Genomic DNA, 23,864 nt, shown 5'->3' on the forward strand with positions numbered 1-23,864 from the left:
GAGCTCCACCATGTCGTTCTGGACACGCCACCAAATCTTCGAAAAGAACTCGATCATCCTGATCGTCGGCATCCTGCTGGTGATCGCGATCGGCGGTCTCGTCGAGATCACCCCGCTGTTCTACCTCAAGAGCACGATCGAGAAGGTCGACGGGGTCAGGCCCTACACGCCGCTGGAGCTGGCGGGCCGCAACGTCTACGTTCGCGAGGGCTGCTATCTCTGTCACTCGCAGATGGTCCGCCCGCTGCGCGACGAGGTCGAGCGCTACGGCCACTTCTCGCTCGCCGCCGAGAGCATGTACGACCATCCGTTCCAGTGGGGCTCGAAGCGCACCGGTCCAGACCTTGCCCGAGTTGGCGCAAAGTATTCCGACGACTGGCACGTCACCCATCTGACCAACCCGCGCGCGATCGTGCCGCAGTCGGTGATGCCGGGCTATCCGTTCCTCAGCCAGACCGAGGTCGACCCGGACACGATCGCCGACCACATGCGCACGCTGAAGGCCGTCGGCACGCCGTACACGGACGACCAGATCGCCAACGCGGGCGCCGACATGAAGGCCCAGGCCGACCCGGACAATTCCGGCGGCGACGCCTTCAACAAGCGCTACGCCAAAGCCGTCGTACGCAATTTCGACGGCAAGGCCGGCACGCCGACCGAGATGGACGCGCTGGTTGCGTACCTGCAGATGCTCGGCACGCTGGTCGACTTCAAGATCTACAACGAGAAAGCCAATCTTCGCTGAGAAGGCATGAACGATGAAAGCTATCCTGTCAGTCCATAATCTAGCGTCCGAGCTCGTGACGACGATCTGGACCCCGGTGTTCGTCGCGATCTTTCTCGCGATCATCGCCTACGCATTTTGGCCCCGTAACAAGGCTGTCTTCGACGAAGCAGCGCACCTGCCGTTGCGGGAGGAGTGAGAGACCATGACCGATCATCATAGCGACATCGATTCCGTCTCCGGCAAGTCCACGACCGGACACGAGTGGGACGGTATCAAGGAGCTCAACACACCGCTGCCGCGCTGGTGGGTGATCTCGTTCTACCTCACCATCATCTGGTCGATCGGCTACTGGATCGTCTATCCGGCCTGGCCGCTGATCCAAAGCAATACTACGGGCATGTTCGGCTACTCCTCGCGCGCCGACGTCGCGGTCGAGCTCGCCAACCTCGAGAAGATCCGCGGTGACAAGATGGCGGCGCTGGGCGCAGCCTCGCTCGCCGACATCGAGAAGGATCCGGCCTTGCTGGCGCTCGCCCGCGCCAAGGGCAAGACCGTGTTCGGCGACAATTGCGCGCCCTGCCACGGCTCCGGCGCCGCCGGCGCGAAGGGCTATCCGAACCTGAACGACGACGACTGGCTGTGGGGCGGCACGCTCGACCAGATCATGCAGACCATCCAGTTCGGCGCGCGCTCCGGTCATGCCAAGACCCATGAGGGCCAGATGCTCGCCTTCGGCAAGGACGGCGTGCTGAAGTCCGACGAGATCGTCACGGTCGCCAACTACGTGCGGTCGCTGGCGGGCCTTTCGACCCGTAACGGCTTCGATGCCGCCAAGGGCGAGAAGATCTTTGCGGAGAATTGCGTCGCCTGCCACGGCGACGGCGGCAAGGGCAACCAGGAGATGGGGGCCCCGAACCTGACCGACAAGATCTGGCTCTACGGCTCCGACGAGGCGGCTCTGATCGAGACCATCAGCCAGGGCCGTGCCGGCGTCATGCCGGCCTGGGAAGGGCGGCTCGATCCCGCCACCATCAAGGCAATGGCGGTCTACGTTCATTCGCTGGGCGGTGGAAAATAGCAGATCTCGCTGCAGACGGGGGTGAACAAAAGTGCCCCCGTTTGAGCTGGATCAACTGACGCGGCGGTGTCGGGTCTAGGTTCAATCGCACCTTTTCGAGAAGCTCCAGGCGATGAACAAGACCGTGAACCCCAAAGACCTCACATTGGATGATGACAACGGGCCGCTCTACGCAGCCCACAAGAAGGTCTATCCCCAGAGCGTCTCCGGCACGTTCCGCCGGATCAAATGGAGCCTGATGGCGATCTGCCTCGGCGTCTATTATTTCCTGCCGTTCGTGCGCTGGAACCGCGGCCTCGGCGCCCCCAGCCAGGCGGTGCTGATCGATCTTCCCAATAGCCGCTTCTACTTCTTCTTCATCGAGCTGTGGCCGCAGGAGGTCTACTACTTCACCGGCCTGTTGATCGTGGCCGCGGTGGCGCTATTCTTGATGAACTCGGTCGGCGGCCGCATCTGGTGCGGCTATCTCTGTCCGCAGACGGTGTGGACCGACCTGTTCTATGCCGTCGAGCGTCTGATCGAAGGTGACCGGCGCGAGCGGATGAAGAAGGACAAATCGTCCGACCCGCTGAAGCTCGAGCGGATCTCCGAGATCGTGCTCAAGCATTCGATCTGGCTCATGATCGCCTGGTGGACCGGTGGCGCCTGGGTGCTCTACTTCAACGACGCACCGACCCTGGTGAAGGAGCTCGTCACCTTCCAGGGGCCGATGATCGCCTATATCTGGATCGGCATTCTCACGGCCTCGACCTATCTGCTCGCCGGCTACATGCGCGAGCAGGTCTGCACCTATATGTGCCCGTGGCCGCGCATCCAGGCCGCGCTCACCGACGAATGGGCGCTGAACGTCACCTACCGCTACGACCGCGGCGAGAAGCGTACCTCGGTCAAGAAGGCCGCCGAGCTGCGCGCGCTCGGCGAGCAGGTTGGCGATTGCGTCGATTGCTACCAGTGCGTCGCGGTTTGCCCGACCGGCATCGACATCCGCAATGGACCGCAGATGGAATGCATTCAGTGCGGCCTCTGCATCGACGCCTGCGACAACGTGATGACGAAGATCGGCCGGCCGAAGCGCTTGATCGGCTACGACAACGACATCAACATCCATCGACGCCAGGAGGGCAAGGCGCCGATCTACCGGATCGTCCGGGCACGCACCATCGTCTACAGCGCGATCATCGCGGCGATCGGCGGCTTCATGGTCTATACGCTCGCGACCCGCAGCCTGCTCGACGTCAACGTGCTGCATGACCGCAATCCGGTCGCGGTCAAGCTCAGCGACGGCTCGATCCGCAACGCCTATACGGTGCGGCTGCTGAACAAGAGCGGCTACGACCGCGCCATCGCCATCGACGTGGAGGGGCCAGCCAATCCCACGATGCACGTCGTCGGCGTCGATTCGGTGACGCCGGATCGGCCGATCATCGTGATCCCGCGCGACTCCACCAGCGAGCTGCGGTTGCTCGTCACCGCGCCGGCCGAAAACAATCCGGAGAAGTCGATTCCGGTCCGCTTCCACGTCATGGATATCGGACTGGGCGTCGCCGCGAGCGCCACCGACAATTTCGTCGCGCCGTAAATCCAGGAGACCGTCATGTCATCCAAGCCGCTGACCGGAACCAAGGTCTTCCTGATGCTGGTCGCCTTCTTCGGCCTCGTGATCGGCGTCAACGTCACGATGATGAAGCTCGCGATCGCGACGCTGCCTGGCACCGAGGTCGACAGCCCCTATGCCGCAGGCCTGACCTACGACCGCGAGATCTCGGCGGCGCAGGACCAGGCCGCGCGCAAATGGAAGGTCAACGCCCATATCGAACGCCGCAACGATGGCGGCGCGGTGGTTCAGGTCGAGGCGCGCGATGCCGGCGGCCAGCCGATCGCCGGACTGAAATTCGGCGGCCGGCTGGAGCGGCCGACTGACAAGCGCGCCGATCTCGCCGTCGAGCTCACCGAAGCCGGCATCGGCCTCTATCGCGGCGATGCCGCGTCCGTCGCGCCGGGCCAGTGGGACCTGGTGATCGAGGGCGAGGCGCGGGGAACGCGCGTGTTCCTGTCGCGCAACCGCGTGATCCTGAACTGAAGGACTTCGATATGCACGTCACGCGGGATTTCTCGCACTACGTCCGGGCCGCTGGCGAGGGCGTCCAGCATATCGATCTCGCGGTCGAAGGCGTTCACTGCGCCGGCTGCATGGCCAAGATCGAACGCGGCCTGTCCGCCATCCCCGATGTCACGCTGGCGCGCGTCAACCTCACCGACCGCCGCGTCGCGCTGGAATGGAAGGCGGGTACGCTCGATCCCGGCCGTTTCATCGATCGCCTCGAGGAGCTCGGCTACAAGGCCTATCCGTTCGAGACCGAGAGCGCGGAGGTGGCGGAGGTCGCCGAATCGCGCTTCCTGCTGCGCTGCCTCGGTGTCGCGGCGTTCGCCACGATGAACGTGATGATGCTGTCGATCCCGGTGTGGTCGGGCAACGTTTCGGACATGCTGCCCGAGCAGCGCGACTTCTTCCACTGGCTGTCGGCGCTGATCGCATTGCCGGCGGCGGCTTATGCCGGCCAGCCGTTCTTCCGCTCGGCCTGGCGTGCGCTGTCGGCGAAGACGACCAACATGGACGTGCCGATCTCGATCGGCGTGATCCTGGCGCTCGGCATGTCCGTGGTCGAGACCTTCCACCACGCCGAACACGCCTATTTCGACGCGGCGATCATGCTGCTGACCTTCCTGCTCGTCGGCCGCTTCCTCGACCAGAACATGCGGCGGCGCACCCGCGCAGTCGCCGGCAATCTCGCCGCGCTGAAGGCGGAGACGGCGGCCAAGTTCATCGGTCCCGACGAGATATCGCAGGTGCCGGTGGCCGCGATTAATCCCGGCGACATCGTGCTGCTCCGGCCCGGCGAGCGTTGCGCGGTCGACGGCACCGTGATCGAGGGCCGTTCCGAGATCGACCAGAGCCTGATCACCGGCGAGACGCTCTACGTCACGGCCGAGCAGGGCACGCCGGTCTATGCGGGCTCCATGAACATCTCCGGCACGCTGCGGGTGCGGGTTTCGGCCGCGTCCGAGGCGACGCTGCTCGCCGAGATCACACGGCTGCTCGACAACGCGCTCCAGGCGCGCTCGCGCTATATGCGCCTCGCCGACCGCGCCTCGCGGCTGTATGCGCCGGTGGTGCATGCGACCGCGTTCATCACCATCCTCGGTTGGGTCATTGCCGGCACGTCCTGGCATGATGCGATCGTGACGGGCGTCGCCGTGCTGATCATCACCTGTCCCTGCGCGCTGGGGCTTGCCATTCCGACCGTGCAGACCATCGCCTCCGGCGCAATGCTCAAGTCCGGCGTGCTGCTGAATTCCGGCGACGCGATCGAGCGGCTGGCCGAAGCCGACCATGTCATCTTCGACAAGACCGGCACGCTGACGCTGCCCGATCTCGAAGTGATGAATGCCGCCAACATCCCCGCCGACATCTTCGAGCTCGCCGGCCGGCTCGCGCTGTCGAGCCATCATCCGGTGGCCGCCGCCGTGGCGCAGGCCGCCGCCGCCAAATCGCCTGTTGTCGGTGCGGTCGAAGAGGCCGGGCAGGGCGTCCGTGCGACCGTGGACGGCGTCGAGCTTCGCCTTGGCCGACCCTCCTTCTGCGGCGCGGAGGCGCTGGTTGGCAGCACCGTCGTCGATCCCGAAGCCTCCATCGTCGCGTTCAGCAAGGGCAGCGAGAGGTTCGTGCTCTCGGTCCGCCAGGGCCTCCGTCCGGACGCGCAGGCTGTGATCGCGGCGCTGAAGGCGCGCAATATCGGCATCGAGATTCTCTCCGGCGACCGCGAGCCGGCGGTGAAGGCCGCGGCTCACGCGCTCGAAATCCCCGAATGGCGCGCCGGCGTCACGCCGGCCGACAAGATCGCGCGGATCGAGGAACTGAAGCAGCGCGGCGCCAAGGTGCTGATGGTGGGCGACGGCATGAACGACGCGCCTTCGCTCGCGGCAGCCCATGTCTCGATGTCGCCGATCTCGGCCGCGCATCTGAGCCAGGCCACCGCCGATCTCGTCTTCCTCGGCCGGCCGCTGGCTCCGGTGGTTGCGGCCATCGACGCCTCGCGCAAGGCGCTGCATTTGATGCGGCAGAACCTCTGGCTTGCGATCGGCTACAATGTGCTCGCGGTGCCGGTTGCGATCAGTGGCGTCGTGACGCCCCTGATCGCGGCTGCGGCCATGAGCGGATCCTCGATCCTGGTCATGCTGAATTCGCTGCGGGCGCGCAGCACCTCACGGGAGATCGCGTAATGGAGATTCTGGTCATCCTGGTCCCGCTGGCCTTGATGCTCGGCGGCGCCGGTCTCGTCGCCTTTCTCTGGTCGCTCCGGAGCGGCCAGTACGACGATCTCGACGGCGCCGCCTGGCGCGCCATCGCCGACGACGAGCCGCCGCAGGAAGCCCCAGTCAACCGCTAGTGCTTCAAGTTCAGCGCGAGCAGGCCAGCGGCCGCAAGGGCTATGCCCACGCCGGTCACGCAAGCGTGCCAGCCGAAGGCATCGAACAGTCGGCCGAGAACGGCTGTGCCGACGAGCCCTCCACAGAAATAGCACGCAAGATAGGTGCCGCTGGCGACCCCACGGTTCTCGGTCGCCGTCTGTCCGACGAAGCCGGTGGCCGCCGCCTGTGCAAAGAAGGTTCCGACCGCGACGAGCACCATTCCGGTGAGCACTTCAGGCAGCCGCGCAGTCAGCATCAGCGGCAGGCCGATGCCGGCAACGGCGAGCGAGCCCCAGATCGTCGGGCGCGCTCCGATGCGTGAGGCGACCCGTCCCGCCAGCAAGGTCGTGACGACCGAGGGCAGGAACACCAGATAGACAAGGCCAAGATCCATCATGCCGAGCGACAGCGGCGGTCGGGCCAGGACGAAATTGACGAAGGTGAAGGTACCGATGAAGGCGAACAGGATGCAGAAGCCGATGCCGTAGGCTGCGCGCAATCGCGGATTGCGCCAATGCGCGAAGGTGGCTTTGAGCGGCGAAGCAGTCGGCATCATCGCATGCATCGGCTGCACGCGTCGAATCGTGAAGTAGACCAGCACCGCGCCGGCCAGATTGAGAGCAGCGAACAGATAGAAATTCCAGGCAAGGCCCAGGCCGTCTGCAACGGCGGCCGAGATCACCCGGCCGACGAGATTGCTCGCGACATTGCCGGTGATGTAGGCGGCAAAGGCGCCGCCGGCGTCCATCGCGCTGCATTGCTCGCCGAGATAGGCGAGGGTGAGCGCGAAGGCCGAGGCCATGCACAGGCCCTGTGCGACGCGCAGGACGGTGAACACGGCGAGATTTGGCGCGATCGCCAGCAGGCTGGTCGGGAGTGCGAGCAGCATCAAGCTGAGCGGGATGCCGGTCCGGCGGTCGATATGCGGGCTGAGAAAGCCAACCACGAGGCTGGCTGTGGCCATGCCGAACGTGCTGGCGTTGACGGCAAAGCCCATCGCTGCGGGCGTGACGCCGTAATGGCGCGTCAGCGAGGGCAGGATCGCCTGTGTTGCGAAGAGATCCACGACGGTCAGGAACGCGGTGAGGCCGATCACGAGCGAGCGTAGCGCCAGACCCGGCGAGTGCGCCTCCATCGTCATCGCGGCCGGTTTGATCGGTGCGGAAAGATCGGTCACGGCGTGATTGTCCTGTGAGGATTTGGCGCCCGGCATGGGGATCGCGGGCGCCTCATCCATAACGGTGCGCTGGGGCTGGAATGCGCTCGTTACATGTGGTGGTCGTTGGGATCCTTGCGGACGTCGCCGACGTAGAGAACGACGATCTCCTTGCCGAGATTCTTCCACCAATGCGAGGTGCCGTAGACCTCCGGGCGGATGTCGCCGGCCTTGTGCACGATCGGATCGACGCAATTGGAGGCGTATTCGACGATCTCGCCCTGCTGCACGAAGATCAATGCGGGACGATCGTCGTGGCTGTGCCAGGGCACGATGCCCCCAGGCTCGATGGTCAGCTTGCGGAAGCGCAGCTCGCGCCCCTCGAGATGTGCCGGCTGCTTGCCGAGGTCTATCGCCCCAAGGGTGACGTCGGTAACGCCGACGGGTTTGTAGTCGACCATCTGCTGGGCGTTCGGTTTGATCTTGCCGGCCGGACATTCGCCGGCGATGACCGGCTGCGCCGAGAGCGTGAGCGCGCCGGCAATGGCAAGGCCTGGCCAGATCGGACGCGACAGGGCGTGGCTCCTAGACATGGAAGGGTCTCCTGCGTTGGCCGCGACCCCGCTGGTCGGCGGCTATGACCGGAGCTTCATCGAGATCGCGTCGATCCTGAAATGCCGGCTTGCTCTCGATGCGATAGCGCGGTGCTATGTTGATGCGCGGCGGCTATCGATCCGATTGGGCAACGGCATTTCCGCTTCCGGCGTATCCGGCGTCCGATGGCACGGCGCCCGATTGGCGGGCGTTCACGTCAATCCGCAGGAGCCCCAATGCCGAAATTGTCCAAGACCCTGATCGCCACCGCCGCGTTTGCGGTCATCGCCACCTCGGCCTTCTCGGAGGCGGCCTGGGACTTCAAGGCCGGCATGGCCTATGTCTATGGCGGCCCCGGCAAGATGTCGGCGATGGCCATGGCTCCGGCCGAGAAGAACCACGAGGCGATGATGAAGAACGCCAAGAAGGTGCCCGACAACACCGTCTTCTTCATGAGCAACGGATCGCTGTACTCCACCTCGGGACGGCTCGATCCGACCGGCAATTTCTACGTGAACTGAGCCGGCCTGGCATCGCGGCCGCCCCTTGCGGGCGGCCGAACCGGGAAACTAATATTCGCTGAAGGGAATGCCGGAGCAGAAGATGACATCTCTCTCGCCAGCCGATGCCGAGCAGCTCAGGCTTGCTTTCCAGCGCTGCCGCGACATGGACGGCACGCTGAACGAACAGCTCTGCGCCTATGCCGACGCCAGCCGTGCGGTGTTTCCGGCCTATGGCGAGGCCGTCGATCGCCTGGTGGCGAGATTGGGCGGGAACGGCGGTGGCGAGACCGCGCCTCACCCGGGCGATGCGATGCCGGCGTTCATGCTGCCGGACGAGGCCGGGCGTCTCGTCACGCTGCCTTCGCTGCTGCAGCGCGGCCCGCTCGCCGTGATGTTCCTCCGCGGCCATTGGTGTCCCTATTGCCGGCTCAATGTCCGTGCCGTGGTCCAGGCGTTCGATCGCATCGAGGCCATGGGTGCGCAGATCGTTGCGGTCATGCCGGAGACGCAGGAATTTACCCGCCAGCTCAAGGCTGAATCCGGCGCGCCGTTTCCGGTCCTGACCGATCTCGACAACGGCTATGCGCTGTCGCTCAATCTCGCGATCTGGCTCGGTGCCGAGATCCAGCGCCTGTTGTCCTATCAGGACATGGCGAAATTCCACGGCAATGATGGCTGGATGCTGCCGATCCCGGCCGTGTTCGTGGTCGGCCGCGACGGCATCGTGAAGGCCCGCTTCGTCGATCCCGATTTCCGCAAACGCATGGAGATCGACGATCTGCTCGCCGCGCTGGAGAGCGCGGGCAGGGAGAACTAAGTTCTCCCCTTATCGAAGACCGTTCTCGCTACCCCGCGATCTCGCGCCAGTCGGCGCCGCGCAGCATGCGCATCACGGCGCTGGCGACCGCCGTGCGCTGCCGGCCGGCCACGCCGTAAAGGCTGACGGTGCGGCGGGCGTCCAGGCCGGCGACGGCGGCACGCGTCAGTGTCTGCGGCAGGGGCGAGGTGTGCGGCATCATGGCGACGCCGATGTCGGCCTCGACCAGCTCGATCAGGTCGCGCTCGCTCGAAATCTCGTGGCCATGCTCGATGCCGTGCTCGCGCAGGCTCGCGGAGATGCGGCGCGAATGCTCGCAGAACGTCCGGCTCAACAGTTGCTCCGAGCGCAGATCGTCCAGTTCGATGCTGCTGCGGCCGGCCAGCCGATGTCCGTCGCCAAAGACGAGCTCGAAGCTCTCGGTGAACAGCGGCCAGGCGTCGAGCCGTTCCCAGGCCTCATCGATCTCGGCGGCGATGCCGAGCTCGGCTTCACCTTTCTTCAAGAACTCGCCGACCTCGCGGCTCGTCCCGCGCAGGAAGCGGAATTCGAGCTGGTTGAATTGCCGCCTGATCTCGTTGAGATGCGGAATGAGCAGCGCTAGGTCGATCGAATGCGTCAAGGCAACGCGCAACGCGCCGACCTCTCCGCTTTTGAACGAGGAGGCGAGCGAGCGCGCGCCGGCGGCAGCGTCAAAACACTGCTTCAGGAGCGGATGCATGCGCTGGCCGAGCTCGGTCAATTGCGCCGCCGGCCGCTCGCGGCGGAACAGGTCGCCGCCAAGCTCGGCCTCGAGTTGCTTGATCGCGCGTGTCAGCGAGGGCTGTGTAACGTTGCACTCCTCGGCCGCGCGCGTGAAATTGAGCAGCTGCGCCACCGCGAGGAAATAGCGGACCTGGTGCATTTCCATGGATCGGCTCCCAGCGAAATCGACCTCAAATCTAGCCGATCGGAACCAGAAATGACATCCCACGCGCGATAGCACGGACGTATGGACTTGGAAGCCAACTGGCATTTCAAAAGATCCCGCCATCTCTTAAAATGATCGCGGGTAACAATGCCGCCGCGTGCGACGAAAATTCGGCCGGTGCAGGCTCACCAGGAGCGAACCATGAACGGCATGAAGGGCAAAGGTGCGGATATCCCGGGTCAGGTCGTGCTGGTGCTTCAGGGCGGCGGTGCGCTTGGCTCCTATCAGGCGGGTGTCTACCAGGCGCTGCACGAGGCCGGCATCGAGCCGGACTGGGTCATCGGCACCTCGATCGGCGCCATCAATGCGAGCCTGATTGCCGGCAACGTGCCGGAGCAACGGCTTGCGCGCCTGAAGGAATTCTGGAAGCGGATGGAGCAGGCCCCGGTCTGGACCCTGGGCGGCGCCTTTCCCGACTTCAACGAGAGGCTCGCTTATTGGTCGACGGTCACCGGCGGCATTCGCGGCTTCTTCCGGCCCAATCCACTGGCGCATGCGGGCGATTCCTATCCGCTCGGTGCCGACAACGCGGGCTATTATTCGACCGCGCCGCTGGAGAAGACGCTGAGCGAGCTCGTCGATTTCGATCTCGCCAATCGCTGCGCGCCGCGCCTGACGGTCGGTGCGGCTCATGTCGGCACCAGTGAAATGCGCTATTTCGACAGCCGCGACAGTGAACTGACGGTGAAGCACATAATGGCGTCGGGCGCGCTGCCGCCGGCTTTCCCGGCGGTGCGCATCGACGGCGAGCTCTATTGGGACGGCGGCATCCTGTCGAACACGCCGACGGAAGCGGTGTTCGACGATAATCCGCGCAGGGATTCGCTGATTTTCTCCGTGCATTTGTGGAATCCCGTCGGACCCGAGCCGAACACGATCGCGGAGGTGCTGAACCGGCACAAGGACGTGCAATATTCCAGCCGCATTTCGAGTCAGATTGCGCGCCAGCAGCAGGCCCATCGCCTGCGCCATGTCATCAACCAGCTCGCGGCATGGCTTCCGGAGAGCGAGCGCAGCGATCCCGCGGTGAGAGAGTTGACGAGCTATGGCTGTCCGACCCGCATGCATGTGGTACGGCTGCTGGCGCCGCAGCTTGAGCGCGAGACCCATACCAAGGATATCGACTTCAGTCCGTCGGGGATCACACGGCGTTGGCACGCTGGTTACGCTCACACGCGATCGGTCCTGGCAAGCAAGCCCTGGATCGGCGAATTCGATCCGCTCGCCGGGGTGGTGCTGCACGAGCATATGGAGGAGATGCCGATTGCGGCGGAGTGAGGGCTTGACGCGTGATTGTCTTGCGCAGTGGCGATTTCCCGAGGGCTAGGTCTGGGCTATTGTTGCCCCGTGTTCGTCGCGAGGCTTGCAATTGGTCGCTGAGAAAGATCTGGAGGCAACGCTCGATCTGGTCCGCGCCAACGCGGCGGGGCCGGTAGCGGGCGTGTTCGGTCCTGATACGCTGACCTGGCGGATCGACCGGGAGGCGGTCATCTTTCTCGGTGCCGGCCGCGCGTTGTTGCTGCAACTGGCGCATCCCTGGGTCGCCGCCGCCATCGCCGAGCATTCGAAAACCCTGGCCGATCCGATTGGCCGCTTCCATCGCACCTTTGACATCGTCTTTGCCATGGTGTTCGGCTCGCTCGACCGTGCCTTGCTGTCCTCCCGGCAGCTGCACCGACGACACAGCATGATCGTCGGAGAGATGCCGGAGACGGTCGGTCCCTTTGCGGCAGGCTCGCGCTACTGCGCCAACGATATCCCCTCGCTGCGTTGGGTCCATGCGACGCTGGTCGAGACGGCGCTGATGGCGCACGAGCTGGTTCTGCCGCCATTCTCGGTGGAGGAGCGCGAGCGCTACTGGAGCGAGAGTCGGACGTTCGGTGCATTGTTCGGATTGACGGCGGATGATCTGCCCGCGGACTGGTCGGGCTTTACGTCCTACACCGCGGCGATGGTGCAGACGGACACGCTGACCGTGAGCCCGGCGGCGCGCGAGATCGCGGCGCAGATTTTTAGCGGCGCGCGTCCGTGGTTGCGGCCGCCACGATGGTATCGCTCGCTCACGGCGAGCCTGCTGCCGGAACGATTGCGCGCCGGCTTCGGGTTTGAGCTCGGCGAGCGGGAGCTCAGATCGGCCGACAACGCGCTGCGATGGATCCGGCGCATCTATCCGACATTGCCGGATCGGCTGCGCTATGTCGGGCCCTACCAGGAAGCGCAGGCGCGCTTGCGGGGCGAGCCGCAGCCCGACTGGATGACGCGCTGCCTCAACAGGGCGTGGATCGGGCGGCCGCAGATGGATGTGCGCCGCTGAGAATTATTCAGGGTGTCCCGGACACAGCGCACCGCAAGAGCACTGCGCTGCGTCCGGGGAACGAGAGCGGAAAGTGAGGCGCAAAACTGTCTCCACACCGTCATTGCGAGCGCAGCGACTTGTCCGCCGAAGCTGGCGAAGGCGGAAGCAATCCAGACTGTAACCGCGGAGGGTTTTTGGATTGTTTCGTCGCAAGGGCTTCTCGCAATGACGAAGAATGAGGAAGCGGCTTGCCTCACACCGAAGCCAGCTTCCGGTAGAGCGCGCTGTAGGTCCCCGCCGAGATGCTCCAGGAGAAGGACCGTCCCATGGCGCTGCGGCGCATGGTGTCGAGCTGGTCCTGCGCCATGAAGGCCGAGAACGCGCGGCGCACGCCGCCAAGGAAGGACTCGCGCGAGGGCCTCGAGAAGAGGAAGCCGGTCTCGCCGTCGGTGATGGTTTCGGCAAGGCCGCCGGTCTGGTGACCGATTGGCAGCGAGCCGAAGCGCTGGGCGTACATCTGGCTGAGCCCGCACGGCTCGAAGCGCGACGGCATCAGGGTGAAATCGCTGCCGGCAAAGATGCGGCGGGCCTGGGCATCGTTGAAGCCGATCACAACTCCGATCGCGTCGGGGCGGCGGCGATGCGCGTCGATCAAGGCCTGCTCCAGCGCCGGCTCGCCGGAGCCGGTGACCACGATCTGTCCGCCGGCATCGACGATCTCGTCGGCCGCCGACAGCACGAGATCGATGCCCTTCTGGTGCACGAGACGCGCGACGATGCCGAACATCGGGCCGCGCGAGACCGCTAAGCCAAACTGCTTGCGGACGTAGTCCGCATTGGCCCTCTTGCCGACCCAGTCGCCGGCGCCGAACTGCTGGGCGAGCTGGGCGCAGGAGCGCGGGTCCCAGCTCTCGTCGATGCCGTTGAGGATGCCGGTGAGCTCGGACGCGTCCGAGCGCAGGCGGAGCAGGCCCTCCAGGCCGCAGCCGAATTCGGCGGTGGTGATCTCGCGCGCATACGTGCCGCTGACGGTGGTGAGGTGCGAGGCGTAGACGAGGCCCGCCTTGAGGAAGGACAGCTGGTCGTAGAACTCGACACCGTCGATGTGGAAAGAGCTCTCCGGTGCGCCGATCCGCCGCAGCGAGTCCTTCGGGAAGAGGCCCTGATAGGCAAGGTTGTGAATGGTCAGGATCGACGGTAGCTTGGAGCCGCGCCAGGCGAGATAGGCCGGCACGAGCGAGGCCTGCCAGTCATTGGCATGGATCAGGTCAGCTGCCCAATTCTTGTCCAGCTTGCCCATGGCCAGCTCAGCGGCGGCAGAGGCAAAGCGCGCGAAGCGGATGTCATTGTCGGGCCAGTCGCGCCCGGACTCGTCGCCATAGGGGTTACCGGGCCGGTCGTAAAGTTGCGAGCACAACAGCACGTAGACCGGCATTCCGTCCTTGGTTGCGGCCCGTCCGAGCGAGCAGGCCGGCATCTCCGCGAGCGCCGGGCAGCGTCCAACGATCTGAATATGCGTGAGTTGCTCGATGATGTCGCGATAGCCGGGCAACATGATCCGGATATCGGCAAAGGAGCGAAGGGCGCGGGGCAGTGCAGCGGACACGGCTCCAAGGCCGCCGACGCGGACGAAGTCGTCCAACTCCGTGGTGACGAACAAGACCCTCAAGAACAGCTGCCCTCTGTCGATCCCGTTCGCTACTATGCAAGAACGGGTCCAGTTGTCCGGGAATTCTTAAAGCCCACCCACGCGGCGTGTCGGTTCGGTAAACACTTTCCTACTCGGCCGCCGCCCTCTAGGGTCGCCGCATCAACAACAGAGAACTTCGAGAGTTCCTAAGACCCAAGGACGTGAGCAGGCATGCAGCTAGCAGATAAGCATGAGGGGACGACGACAAAAGCTTTCGCCGGGCTGAGGGTCCTGGATTTTTCCACCACCATCGCCGGTCCTCACTGCGCGCGGATGCTTGCCGACATGGGCGCTGAGGTCATCAAGATCGAGACCGACGGCGGGGAGACCATGCGGACCCGGCCGCCGCTGCGCAAGGGGTGCAGCACCGCGTTCGGCCAGCTCAATGTCGGCAAGAAGAGCGTCGTGCTCGACCTCAAGTCCGAGGACGGCAAGGAGGCGGTGCGCCGGCTGGCCGCGACATCAGACATCCTGGTCGAGAACTTTCGCCCCGGCGTGATGCATCGGCTGCGGCTCGACTACGACAGGCTGCGCACCGTCAACCCGAAGCTGATCTATTGCTCGATCTCGGGCTACGGCCAGACCGGCCCCTCGGCCGAGCTGCCGGCCTATGCGCCGGTGATCCATGCCGCCTCCGGCTATGATATGGCGCATCTGGCCTACCAGCCCGGCCGCAATCGCCCTGATTATTGCGGCATCTATCACGCCGACGTCGTCACCGGCACCTACGGCTTCGGCGCGATCGCGTCCGCACTCTATCAGCGGGCCGTGACCGGCCTTGGCCAGCACATCGACGTGTCGATGCTGGAATCGATGCTGTCACTGACGCTGACCGAATTGCAGAGCGCACAATTCGCCGTGAAGCCACCGCCGCGCCCGATGTTCGGCCCGACCGAGACGGCAAGCGGCTATGTCATGATCACGGTCGCCAGCGAGAAGACGTTCCAGGGATTGATGGGCGTGATCGGTCACCCCGAATGGATCTCCGATCCGCGCTTTGCGACCTATGCCGCGCGCCGCGAGAATTGGGCCGAGGTGATGGACGGCGTCGAGGCCTGGTCGCGGCAGCTCGCGACCGATGCGTGTCTCGCAGCGCTAGGGGCTGCCGGCGTGCCGGCTTCGGCCTATCGCACCGTGTCCGAGGCGCTGGCCGATCCGCAGCTTGCGCACCGGCAGGCGCTCTCCGAGGTGCGGGACGAGGGCGGCTCCTTTCAGGTGCTCAACCTGCCATTCCGGATGTCGGGTGCCGATACCACGCCGGCCAAGACGATGGCCGTGCTCGGCGAGCATACGGATGCCCTGCGCGAAGAGATCAGCCTCGCCGATGATGCATCAATTCCGACAGGCAAAACTGCCGCGACAGGCTGAGCACCATTACGCCGCACGTGCGGCGTGTGACCTGTCGCGCGTTCCTCTTGCCGTGGCGAGCTTTTGTCGCCAATCTCGTCCCCAGTCATTCAACGATCCGAAACATCGGACGAGGGATCCCGGGAGGAACCATGACGAACATTGCTGCCGCGGCGCGCAAGCACGCGCCGATTTTCCTTGTTGCGGCATTTGCCCTCCTTCCGCTGGCCGGGCCGGTGCAAGCGCAGAAGCCGGGCGGCAGCATCACCGTCGGCCAGGAGCTGGAGATTGCGGGCTTCGATCCGCTCAAGGTCGGCGTCTACGACACCTCGACCTTCACCGCGGCCGCGGCGATCTTTGATACGCTGACCACGCTCGACGACAAGGGCGAAGCCGCGCCAAAGCTCGCGATGTCATGGACCCATTCCGACGATTACAAGAGCTGGACCTTCAGGCTCCGCGAGGGTGTGAAATTCCACGACGGCACGCCGTTCAATGCGCAGGCCTTCAAGGAGAATTTTGACCGGCAGAAAGACCCCGCCAACAAGTGCCGCTGTGCCTTCTACATCACCAACGTCAAGGAGGTGCTGGCGCCGGACGAAACCACCGTTGTCTTCAATCTGACCGATCCCTCGGTGAACTGGCCGGCGGTGATCACAATCCAGAGCTCCAACAACGTCATTCATTCGCCGACCGCGTGGAAGACCAAGGGTGACGACTACAATCGCAATCCCGTCGGCACTGGTCCCTACATCCTGAAATCATGGACCGCAGGTGACCGGATGGTGCTGGAGAAAAACCCCAACTACTGGGACAAGGGCCGTCCCTATCTCGACCGCATCATCTTAAAGCCGCTGCCCGATGCGCAGTCGCGCTTCGCCTCGCTGCAATCGGGCGAGGCCGACATCATCTGGGACGACGAGAACGACGCCGACAACATCATGAAGGCGCAGAAGGACTCCAAGCTCACGGTGCACACCTACAAGGGCTCGGGCGCGCAGGTCTACGCCTTCAACACCAAGGTCGCGCCGTTCGACGATGTCCGCGTGCGTCAGGCGCTGGTGATGGCGCTCGACCGCCCGAAAATGTCGCAGGCGATCAGCAACGGCCTGAGCCGACCCGCGACCAATCCCTATGGCGATGGCTCCTGGGTCAAATGCAAGGATGACGGCGCGCTGCCGTTCGATGTCGAGAAGGCCAAGGCGCTGATCAAGGATTACGGCAAGCCGGTCGAGTTCAAGATGCTGGTGACCGCAACCCCGCGCGGCCGCATGATCGGCCAGGTGCTTCAGCAATTCTGGAAGCGCGCCGGCGCCAACATGGAGATCGAGCAGGTCGATCAGGCGACCATTCCGTCACGCGCCTTCACCCGCCAGTTCCAGATGACGCCGTGGCGCATCGTCGATCTCGCCGATCCCGACCCGCAGATGTACGCGAATTTCCGCAGCGGCAGCCCGCTGGCATTGGCCGGATACTCAAACCCGGAGCTCGACAAGCTGCTGGACCACGCGCGCGTCACCGCCGACCTTGGGCAACGCACCGAGGATTACTGCGCCATCAGCCGCCTGATCAACAAGGAGGCAATCTGGTTCTGGACCTTCCAGAACACTTATTACGCGCTGTCGAGCGCCAAGCTGAAAGGCTTCCCCAAGATCTACAACGGCGTGATCGACGTTTCGACGACCTGGCTGGAATGATGGCGCGATGCTGACCTTCGTCGTTCGGCGGCTGCTTGGCATGCTGCCGGTGTTGCTCGCCGTGTCGCTGTTGACCTTCCTGATCGCCTCGCTGCTGCCGGGCGATCTCGCTCTCGTCATCCTCGGCGATCAGGCAACGCCGGAGAATGTTGCGGCGCTGCGCCGTGACATGGGGCTCGATCAGCCGCTGTGGTGGCGTTACCTGAGCTGGCTCGGTCACGTCCTGCAGGGCGATCTCGGCCGCTCGTTCCGCACCGGGCAGACGGTGTTGCAGGCGGTCGCCGAGCGCATTCCGGTCTCGCTCCAACTGATGCTGATGGCCGAGTTCATCGGACTGTTGATCGGCGTCCCGGTTGCGATCACCTGTGCCGCGCGTGCCGGCGGCGCGTTCGACCGTTTCATGACCGGCAGCGCGTTCGCGATGCTGTCGATGCCGTCGTTCCTGGTGGCGATCCTGCTGATCTATCTGTTCGCGGTCGAGCTGCACTGGCTGCCGGCGACGGGCTATGTGCCGTTCACCGAGGCGCCGCTGGCGAATTTACGCTTCTTCGTGCTGCCGGCACTGACGCTGGCGCTGGCGGAATGGCCGGGAATCATGCGCGTGCTGCGCTCCGACATGATCGCGACCTTGCAGGAGGATTATATCGCGCTCGCCAAGGCCAAGGGTCTCAAGCCCGCGCGTATCCTGTTCGTGCATGCGCTCAAACCCTCGTCGCTGACGCTGGTGACGGTCACAGGCATCAATATCGGCCGCCTGCTCGGCGGCACCCTGATCGTGGAATCGATCTTCGCGCTGCCCGGCATCGGCCGGCTGCTGGTCGGGGCGATCTACACCCGCGACCTCGTCATCCTCCAGGGCGTCGTGCTGCTGGTTGCCTGCGGCTTCGTCATCGTGAATTTCATCGTCGACATGCTCTACGCCGTGCTCGACCCCAGGATCCGCCATGGCCACGCTTGAGCTCTCGATGCAGGACGAGGCGGCGCCCGTGCCGGTCGGCCGCAAGCGCAGGCTCGGCCTGCTGTTCTGGATCGCGAGCGCCTGGCTCGCGATCATCCTTGCGCTCGCGATCCTTGCGCCGGTGCTGCCGCTGCAGAACCCCGTAGACATGGACATGCTGGAGCGCCGCGCGACATTCTCCACCGAGCACTGGCTCGGCACCGACGGGCTCGGCCGCGACGAGCTCGCCCGCCTGATTTTTGGCGCGCGCGTGTCGTTGACCGTCGGGCTGATCGCGCCGATGATCGGCCTTACGCTCGGCGGCGCGCTCGGCCTGCTCGCCGGTTATTTCCGCGGCCGGTTCGAGACGCTGGTGGTCGGCAGCATGGACGTGCTGCTCGCCTTTCCGCCGCTGATCTTCGCGCTCGCGGTGACGGCTTATCTCGGTCAGTCCGTCCCCAACCTCACCCTGATCCTCGGCGTGCTCGGCATTCCCGCCTTCATGCGTGTGGCGCGGGCCGCGACGCTGACGCTGGCGCGGCGGGAATTCGTGATCGCGGCCGAGGCGTTAGGTGCCAGCCATGCGCGCATCCTGCTGCGCGAGCTATTGCCGAACGTGATCCTGCCGCTGCTGGCCTTCTTCCTGCTCGGCGTTGCCGTCACCATCGTGGTCGAGGGGGCGCTGTCCTTCCTCGGTCTCGGCGTGCCGCCGCCGATGGCGAGCTGGGGCAGCATGATCGGCGAAGGGCGCGACAGCCTCGACGTCGCGCCGCGGCTGGCGTTCCTGCCGGCGACCGGATTGTTCCTCACCGTGCTGGCCTTCAATCTGGTCGGCGATACCTTGCGGGCGCTGACCGACCCGCGTCAGGGGGCGCTGTGAGCGCTCCGCTCTTGATCATCGAGGACGTTGCAGTCGAGCTACCGACGCCGCGCGGTAATCTGCGCGCCGTGGATCATGTCGACCTGTCGCTGGAGGCGGGCTGCACGCTCGGCATCGTCGGCGAGTCCGGCTGCGGCAAGACCATGCTCTCGCGCGCGGTGCTTCAGCTGCTACCGAAAAAAGCAAAGCTCACGGGCCGCGTGATGTTCGACGGCCAGGATCTGGTGCGGCTCGATGCGGAACCCTTGCGTCGCTTGCGCGGGCGCGATCTCGCAGTCGTGTTTCAGGACCCCATGACCTCGCTAAACCCGGTGCTGACCATCGGCACGCAGCTGATGGAGACGATCCAGGAGCATCTCGAGCTCGATGCCCCCGCAGCACGGAAGCGCAGCATCGAGCTGCTGGCGGCTGTCGGAATCCCGGCGCCTGAGCAGCGGCTCGCGCAATATCCGCATCAATGTTCCGGCGGCATGCGCCAGCGCATCGCGATTGCGATCGCGTTGTCCTGCGAACCGAAGCTGCTGATCGCGGACGAGCCGACCACCGCGCTCGACGTCACCATCCAGGCACAGATCCTCGATCTGCTCGCGCGCGAGCAGCGCCGCCGCCACATGGCGATGATCATCATCACCCACGATCTCGGCGTGGTCGCGGGCCGTGCCGACGAGGTCGCCGTGATGTATGCGGGCAGGGTGGTGGAGCGCGCCCCGACCCAGGCGCTGTTCAAGCGCATGCACATGCCCTACACCGAAGCGTTGCTGGCGGCGATCCCGAAGCTGGAGACCGCGCCCCATACCCCGCTGCCCGCGATCTCCGGCCGTCCGCCCGATCCGACACGACCGCTAAAGGGCTGCTCCTTCGCGCCTCGCTGCCGCTATGCCGCTAGCCGTTGTCATGAGGCCAAGCCCGACCTGAAGAGCGCCGAGATGCCCGATCATCTCTATGCCTGCTTCCACCCGATCCAGATGGCGGAGGGAGTTGGCGCATGATGCAGCTTGCCGCGCGCGCCGAGCCGCTGCTGAACGTCGACAATCTCGTCGTCGAATATGGTCTCGGCAACAAGACGGTGCATGCGGTGTCCGGTGTCAGCCTTGCGGTCGCGCGCGGGGAGACGTTGGGGCTGGTCGGAGAATCCGGCTGCGGCAAGTCGACGCTGGGGCGCGCGGTGCTGCAATTGCGACGTGCCAAATCCGGCCGGGTGTTGTTCGACGGCGAAGATCTCACCGCGATGGAGGGCGAGGCGTTGCGCAAGATGCGCCGCCGCGTGCAGTTGATCTTCCAGGATCCGATCGCCTCGCTCAATCCGCGCCGTCGCATCGGCGACATCGTGGCCGAGCCGCTCATCATAGCCGGCGTCAAGGATGCCGCCGAGCGCAAGCGCAGGGTTCACGAGGTGCTCAGCGCGGTCGGGCTCGATCCTGATCTCGTCGCGGGCCGCCTGCCGCATGAATTCTCCGGCGGGCAGTGCCAGCGCATCTGTATCGCGCGGTCGCTCGTCCTCAATCCGGAATTCATCGTCTGCGACGAGCCGGTCTCGGCGCTGGACGTCTCGATCCGCGCACAGATCCTCAATTTGCTGGAGGAGATGAAAGCACGCTTCGGCCTGACGCTGTTGTTCATCGCGCATGATCTCGCAGTGGTCAAAGCGGTCAGCGACCGCGTCGCGGTGATGTATCTCGGCCGGCTCTGCGAGGTCGGTCCGTCGGAGCAATTGTTCGCAAATCCTGGGCATCCCTATACCGGGCTCTTGTTGCAGGCGATCCCGGTGCCTGATCCGGATGTGCGTCCCGCCGAGAGTGTGGCGGCGGGTGAGCCACCATCGCCGATTGCGCCGCCGTCCGGCTGCCGCTTCCGCACCCGCTGCCCACGCGCCGATCAGCGATGCAGCGCGGAGATACCGGAGTTGCGCGAAATCGGGCCTCGCCAGTTCGCGGCTTGCCATCATCCGCTGACCTGAACTAAGACCGGTTTGTCTCGCCTCGCCGGCCATGGCATGGTGGCGCGACAACGAGAAGCATGCCGGGAGAACGCCGATGAAGAGTTTCAAGGTCGCCGATTTCAAGGCGCCGCTGCAGGAGTTCGACGAGGCGACGCCGCAGCCCTCGGGCACGCAGGTCCTGATCAAGGTGAAGGCCGCCGGCGTCTGCCACAGCGACCTCCACATCTGGGAGGGCGGCTACGATCTCGGCCATGGCCGCAAGCCGCTCTCGCTGAAGGACCGCGGCATCAATCTGCCGCTGACCATGGGTCACGAGACGGTCGGCGAAATCCTGGCCTTCGGCCCTGACGTGAAACCGACCGACCAGGGCGACCTCAAGCTCGGCGATGTCGGGCTGGTCTATCCCTGGATTGGCTGCGGCAAGTGCGCGACGTGCCTCGCCGGTGACGAGAACATGTGCCTGACGCCGCGCTCGCTCGGCGTCTATTGCGACGGCGGCTATTCCGATCACATGCTGGTGCCGCATCCGCGCTATCTGCTCAATCTCAGGGGACTCGATCCCGCAACGACCGCGCCCTATGCCTGCTCGGGCGTCACCACCTACAGCGCGCTGAAAAAGGTTGAGCAGCATTTCGACACGCCGATCGTGATGTTCGGCGCCGGCGGGCTCGGCCTGATGGCGCTGTCGCTCTTGAAAGCCATGGGCGGCAAGGGCGCGATCATGGTCGATATCGATGCCAGGAAGCGCGAAGCGGCGGAGAAGGCCGGCGCGCTCGCCACCGTCGACCCGAAGGCGCCGGATGCGCTGGAGCAACTCGCCAAGAAGGTGGGCGGGCCGATCCGTGCCGTGATCGACCTCGTCGGGAATGCCGCGACGACGCAGCTTGGATTCGACTGCCTGACCAAGGGCGGCAAACTCGTGATCGTCGGCCTGTTCGGCGGCGGCGCAACCTGGGCGCTGCCGCTGATTCCGATCAAGGCGGTGACGATCCAGGGCAGCTACGTCGGAAACCTGCGCGAGACGCAGGAGTTGCTCGACCTCGTCCGCACCAAGAAGGTGCCGCCGATCCCGGTGACCACGGCGCCGCTCGCCAAGGCCAACGATGCGCTGGTGCAATTGCAGCAGGGCGCGGTGGTCGGGCGCACGGTGCTGACGCCGTAGCGAACACTCTCTCCTCCGTCATTGCGAGCGCAGCGAAGCAATCCAGAAATCCCTCCGCGGACACAGTCTGGATTGCTTCGTCGCAAGAGTTCTTCGCAATGACGACTTGGCTAGCTCCTTTCCTTGAGGCCTTAAATGTCCGCAAACAACGCCTTCCACATTGCCGTGCTCGCCGGTGACGGCATCGGTCCCGAAGTCATGGCGCCGGCCGTCGAGGTGCTGCGCAAGATCGAGCAGAAATCGGATTTGCGCTTCCGTTTCACTGAAGCACCCGCCGGCGCCAACAATTATCTTGCCACCGGCAAGTCGATGCCTGACTCGACCATCAAGCTGTGCGAGGAGGCGGACGCAATCCTGCTCGGCGCCTGCGGCCTGCCGTCGGTGCGCTACCCCGACAATACCGAGATCGCGCCGCAGATCGAGCTGCGTTTCATCTTCGATCTCTATGCCGGCGTGCGACCGGCGCGCCTTATTCCGGGCGTGCCGAGCCCGATCGTCGGCGCTGATGAGCGCGGCATCGATCTCGTCGTGATCCGGGAATCGACCGAAGGCCTGTTCGCCTCGATGGGCAAGGGCGTCGTCACCCATGAGGACGCGCGCGAGACCATGGTGATCACACGCAGGACATCCGAGCGCCTGTTCGATTTCTCGTTTCGCCTCGCCGAGCGGCGCAAGGCGCGCGGCAAGCCCGGCGCGCTTGCCTGCGTCGACAAGGCGAACGTGTTCAAGGCGTTCGCGTTCTTTCGCGGCATTTTCGATGAGATCGCCAAGAAGCATCCCGACGTGAAGACCGATCGGCTCTATGTCGATGCCTGCTCGGCCATGCTGGTGAAGCGTCCCTGGGATTTCGACGTGATGGTGATGGAGAACATGTTCGGCGACATCGTCTCCGACATCACTGCGAGCCTGATCGGCGGCCTCGGAATGGCGCCGTCGGCGGACATCGGCGACAAATATGCCGTGTTCCAGCCCTGCCACGGCACCGCGCCAGACATCATGGGGCAGGGCAAGGCCAATCCCACTGGCATGATCCTGTCGGCGGCGATGATGCTGGACTGGCTCGCCGACAAGCACGGCGTCGAGAGCGCGGCGGAGGCCGGCGAGACGATCGAGCGTGCGGTGGATCAGGTCTATGCCGGCGGCATCAAGCCGATGGAATTCGGCGGCAGCAACGGGACTGCCGACATCACCAAAGCGGTGCTGGCGGCGCTCTGAGAAGCAGCCGAGCCGCGGCGCCGGTTCATCTCAAAAGAAAAGGGGCCTCGCGGCCCCTTTGTCGTTCACCAGCGGCGCCAATGGTGGTGGCGATGGCCCCAGCCCCACGGGCGCGGGCCGTAGAAGCGTCGCGGGCCGCCGTAATAGCCGTAGGCGCCGTAATAGTTCGGACGCCAGAAGCAGCGGCCCCAGGGGTTGCACACCCAGCGCACCTGATCCACGTCAGCGGCCGGACCGCTTGCAATCTTGTCCGCCTGCGGGATGCCATTCGGCATGGCTGCGAGCGCCTCGCCCGACGCGAGCGCTACACCGCCGATGGCAGCCAGAGCAAGAACAGCAGATTTCAGTGTCATCGCGATCTCCCTCGTTGTGGCGGGAGAACTTTC

The 23,864-nt window shown here is 65.0% G+C and carries 24 protein-coding genes; 19 read left to right on the forward strand and 5 right to left on the reverse strand.

The genetic code is table 11. The features are described from left to right. The first annotated feature begins 10 nt into the window (after positions 1-10). The 7 genes from ccoO (at position 11) to ccoS (ending at position 6,253) form a co-directional block, all read left to right on the forward strand. Positions 11-745 (forward strand): cytochrome-c oxidase, cbb3-type subunit II, encoded by a 735-nt coding sequence (gene ccoO, locus XI03_RS14165; RefSeq protein WP_018322741.1) that lies wholly within the window; start codon positions 11-13, stop codon positions 743-745. A gap of 13 nt (positions 746-758) precedes the next feature. Next, entirely contained in the window at positions 759-923 is a 165-nt protein-coding gene (locus tag XI03_RS14170; RefSeq protein ID WP_018322742.1) for a cbb3-type cytochrome oxidase subunit 3, read from the forward strand. Between the two features lie 6 nt (positions 924-929). After that, positions 930-1,805 (forward strand): cytochrome-c oxidase, cbb3-type subunit III, encoded by an 876-nt coding sequence (gene ccoP / locus XI03_RS14175; RefSeq protein ID WP_028143085.1) that lies wholly within the window; start codon positions 930-932, stop codon positions 1,803-1,805. A 112-nt stretch (positions 1,806-1,917) separates the two neighbouring features. After that, positions 1,918-3,384, forward strand: coding sequence for a cytochrome c oxidase accessory protein CcoG (gene ccoG, locus XI03_RS14180; RefSeq protein WP_028143084.1), 1,467 nt, complete (start codon positions 1,918-1,920; stop codon positions 3,382-3,384). 15 nt (positions 3,385-3,399) lie between these two features. Then, positions 3,400-3,885 (forward strand): FixH family protein, encoded by a 486-nt coding sequence (locus XI03_RS14185; RefSeq protein WP_095426396.1) that lies wholly within the window; start codon positions 3,400-3,402, stop codon positions 3,883-3,885. 11 nt (positions 3,886-3,896) lie between these two features. Continuing rightward, a complete protein-coding gene (locus tag XI03_RS14190) occupies positions 3,897-6,086 on the forward strand; it encodes a cation-translocating P-type ATPase (RefSeq protein ID WP_271592467.1) in 2,190 nt (729 codons plus the stop codon). After that, positions 6,086-6,253 (forward strand): cbb3-type cytochrome oxidase assembly protein CcoS, encoded by a 168-nt coding sequence (gene ccoS / locus XI03_RS14195; protein WP_271592468.1) that lies wholly within the window; start codon positions 6,086-6,088, stop codon positions 6,251-6,253. Before XI03_RS14190 ends, ccoS begins: the two co-directional genes overlap by 1 nt. Here ccoS and XI03_RS14200 read toward each other — a convergent pair. Together XI03_RS14200 and XI03_RS14205 are read right to left on the reverse strand one after the other, a co-directional pair. Continuing rightward, complete coding sequence (locus tag XI03_RS14200; protein ID WP_271592469.1) at positions 6,250-7,452, reverse strand: MFS transporter; 1,203 nt, start codon at positions 7,450-7,452, stop codon at positions 6,250-6,252. The two genes, ccoS and XI03_RS14200, sit on opposite strands and share 4 nt — an antisense overlap. A gap of 89 nt (positions 7,453-7,541) precedes the next feature. Continuing rightward, positions 7,542-8,024: a cupin domain-containing protein gene (locus XI03_RS14205; protein ID WP_271592470.1), complete on the reverse strand. Its 483-nt coding sequence runs from the start codon at positions 8,022-8,024 to the stop codon at positions 7,542-7,544. A 237-nt stretch (positions 8,025-8,261) separates the two neighbouring features. Here XI03_RS14205 and XI03_RS14210 point away from each other — a divergent pair, with 237 nt between their 5' ends. Further along, positions 8,262-8,546, forward strand: coding sequence for a hypothetical protein (locus XI03_RS14210; protein ID WP_038946988.1), 285 nt, complete (start codon positions 8,262-8,264; stop codon positions 8,544-8,546). Between the two features lie 82 nt (positions 8,547-8,628). Continuing rightward, positions 8,629-9,345 carry a peroxiredoxin-like family protein gene (locus XI03_RS14215; protein ID WP_152103318.1) on the forward strand — a complete coding sequence of 239 codons (717 nt, stop codon included), beginning with the start codon at positions 8,629-8,631 and terminating at the stop codon, positions 9,343-9,345. Positions 9,346-9,373: 28 nt separating this feature from the next. Here the strand turns inward: XI03_RS14215 and XI03_RS14220 are convergent, their stop codons facing one another. After that, positions 9,374-10,255, reverse strand: a complete 882-nt coding sequence (locus XI03_RS14220; RefSeq protein WP_028143078.1) for a LysR family transcriptional regulator — start codon at positions 10,253-10,255, stop codon at positions 9,374-9,376. A gap of 201 nt (positions 10,256-10,456) precedes the next feature. Between XI03_RS14220 and XI03_RS14225 the strand changes: the two genes are divergently transcribed. Both XI03_RS14225 and XI03_RS14230 read left to right on the forward strand, forming a co-directional pair. After that, positions 10,457-11,593: a patatin-like phospholipase family protein gene (locus tag XI03_RS14225; protein WP_271592471.1), complete on the forward strand. Its 1,137-nt coding sequence runs from the start codon at positions 10,457-10,459 to the stop codon at positions 11,591-11,593. Positions 11,594-11,684: 91 nt separating this feature from the next. Next, on the forward strand, positions 11,685-12,629 hold the full coding sequence (locus tag XI03_RS14230; protein ID WP_271592472.1) for an oxygenase MpaB family protein: 945 nt from the start codon (positions 11,685-11,687) through the stop codon (positions 12,627-12,629). 235 nt (positions 12,630-12,864) lie between these two features. Here the strand turns inward: XI03_RS14230 and glgA are convergent, their stop codons facing one another. Continuing rightward, complete coding sequence (gene glgA, locus XI03_RS14235) at positions 12,865-14,280, reverse strand: glycogen synthase GlgA (RefSeq protein ID WP_038946992.1); 1,416 nt, start codon at positions 14,278-14,280, stop codon at positions 12,865-12,867. Between the two features lie 192 nt (positions 14,281-14,472). Here glgA and XI03_RS14240 point away from each other — a divergent pair, with 192 nt between their 5' ends. From XI03_RS14240 to XI03_RS14275, 8 genes are all read left to right on the forward strand, one after another. Continuing rightward, on the forward strand, positions 14,473-15,669 hold the full coding sequence (locus XI03_RS14240) for a CaiB/BaiF CoA transferase family protein (protein WP_271592473.1): 1,197 nt from the start codon (positions 14,473-14,475) through the stop codon (positions 15,667-15,669). Positions 15,670-15,800: 131 nt separating this feature from the next. Beyond that, positions 15,801-17,345 carry an ABC transporter substrate-binding protein gene (locus XI03_RS14245; RefSeq protein WP_271592474.1) on the forward strand — a complete coding sequence of 515 codons (1,545 nt, stop codon included), beginning with the start codon at positions 15,801-15,803 and terminating at the stop codon, positions 17,343-17,345. A 7-nt stretch (positions 17,346-17,352) separates the two neighbouring features. After that, entirely contained in the window at positions 17,353-18,303 is a 951-nt protein-coding gene (locus XI03_RS14250) for an ABC transporter permease (RefSeq protein WP_271592475.1), read from the forward strand. Next, positions 18,290-19,162: an ABC transporter permease gene (locus XI03_RS14255; protein ID WP_271592476.1), complete on the forward strand. Its 873-nt coding sequence runs from the start codon at positions 18,290-18,292 to the stop codon at positions 19,160-19,162. Before XI03_RS14250 ends, XI03_RS14255 begins: the two co-directional genes overlap by 14 nt. After that, positions 19,159-20,151 (forward strand): ABC transporter ATP-binding protein, encoded by a 993-nt coding sequence (locus XI03_RS14260; RefSeq protein WP_028143070.1) that lies wholly within the window; start codon positions 19,159-19,161, stop codon positions 20,149-20,151. Before XI03_RS14255 ends, XI03_RS14260 begins: the two co-directional genes overlap by 4 nt. Then, a complete protein-coding gene (locus XI03_RS14265) occupies positions 20,148-21,119 on the forward strand; it encodes an ABC transporter ATP-binding protein (protein WP_271592477.1) in 972 nt (323 codons plus the stop codon). The genes XI03_RS14260 and XI03_RS14265 overlap by 4 nt, the downstream gene beginning before the upstream one ends. Before the next feature lie 76 nt (positions 21,120-21,195). Continuing rightward, complete coding sequence (locus XI03_RS14270; RefSeq protein ID WP_271592478.1) at positions 21,196-22,263, forward strand: alcohol dehydrogenase; 1,068 nt, start codon at positions 21,196-21,198, stop codon at positions 22,261-22,263. 135 nt (positions 22,264-22,398) lie between these two features. Further along, the gene (locus XI03_RS14275) at positions 22,399-23,478 is read left to right on the forward strand and encodes an isocitrate/isopropylmalate dehydrogenase family protein (RefSeq protein ID WP_028143067.1); all 1,080 of its coding nucleotides are present in this window, start codon (positions 22,399-22,401) and stop codon (positions 23,476-23,478) included. A 65-nt stretch (positions 23,479-23,543) separates the two neighbouring features. Here XI03_RS14275 and XI03_RS14280 read toward each other — a convergent pair whose 3' ends face one another. Continuing rightward, on the reverse strand, positions 23,544-23,831 hold the full coding sequence (locus XI03_RS14280) for a hypothetical protein (protein ID WP_028143066.1): 288 nt from the start codon (positions 23,829-23,831) through the stop codon (positions 23,544-23,546). Between the last annotated feature and the right edge of the window lie 33 nt (positions 23,832-23,864).

Source organism: Bradyrhizobium sp. CCBAU 65884 (assembly GCF_028128835.1).
GTDB lineage: Bacteria > Pseudomonadota > Alphaproteobacteria > Rhizobiales > Xanthobacteraceae > Bradyrhizobium > Bradyrhizobium ottawaense.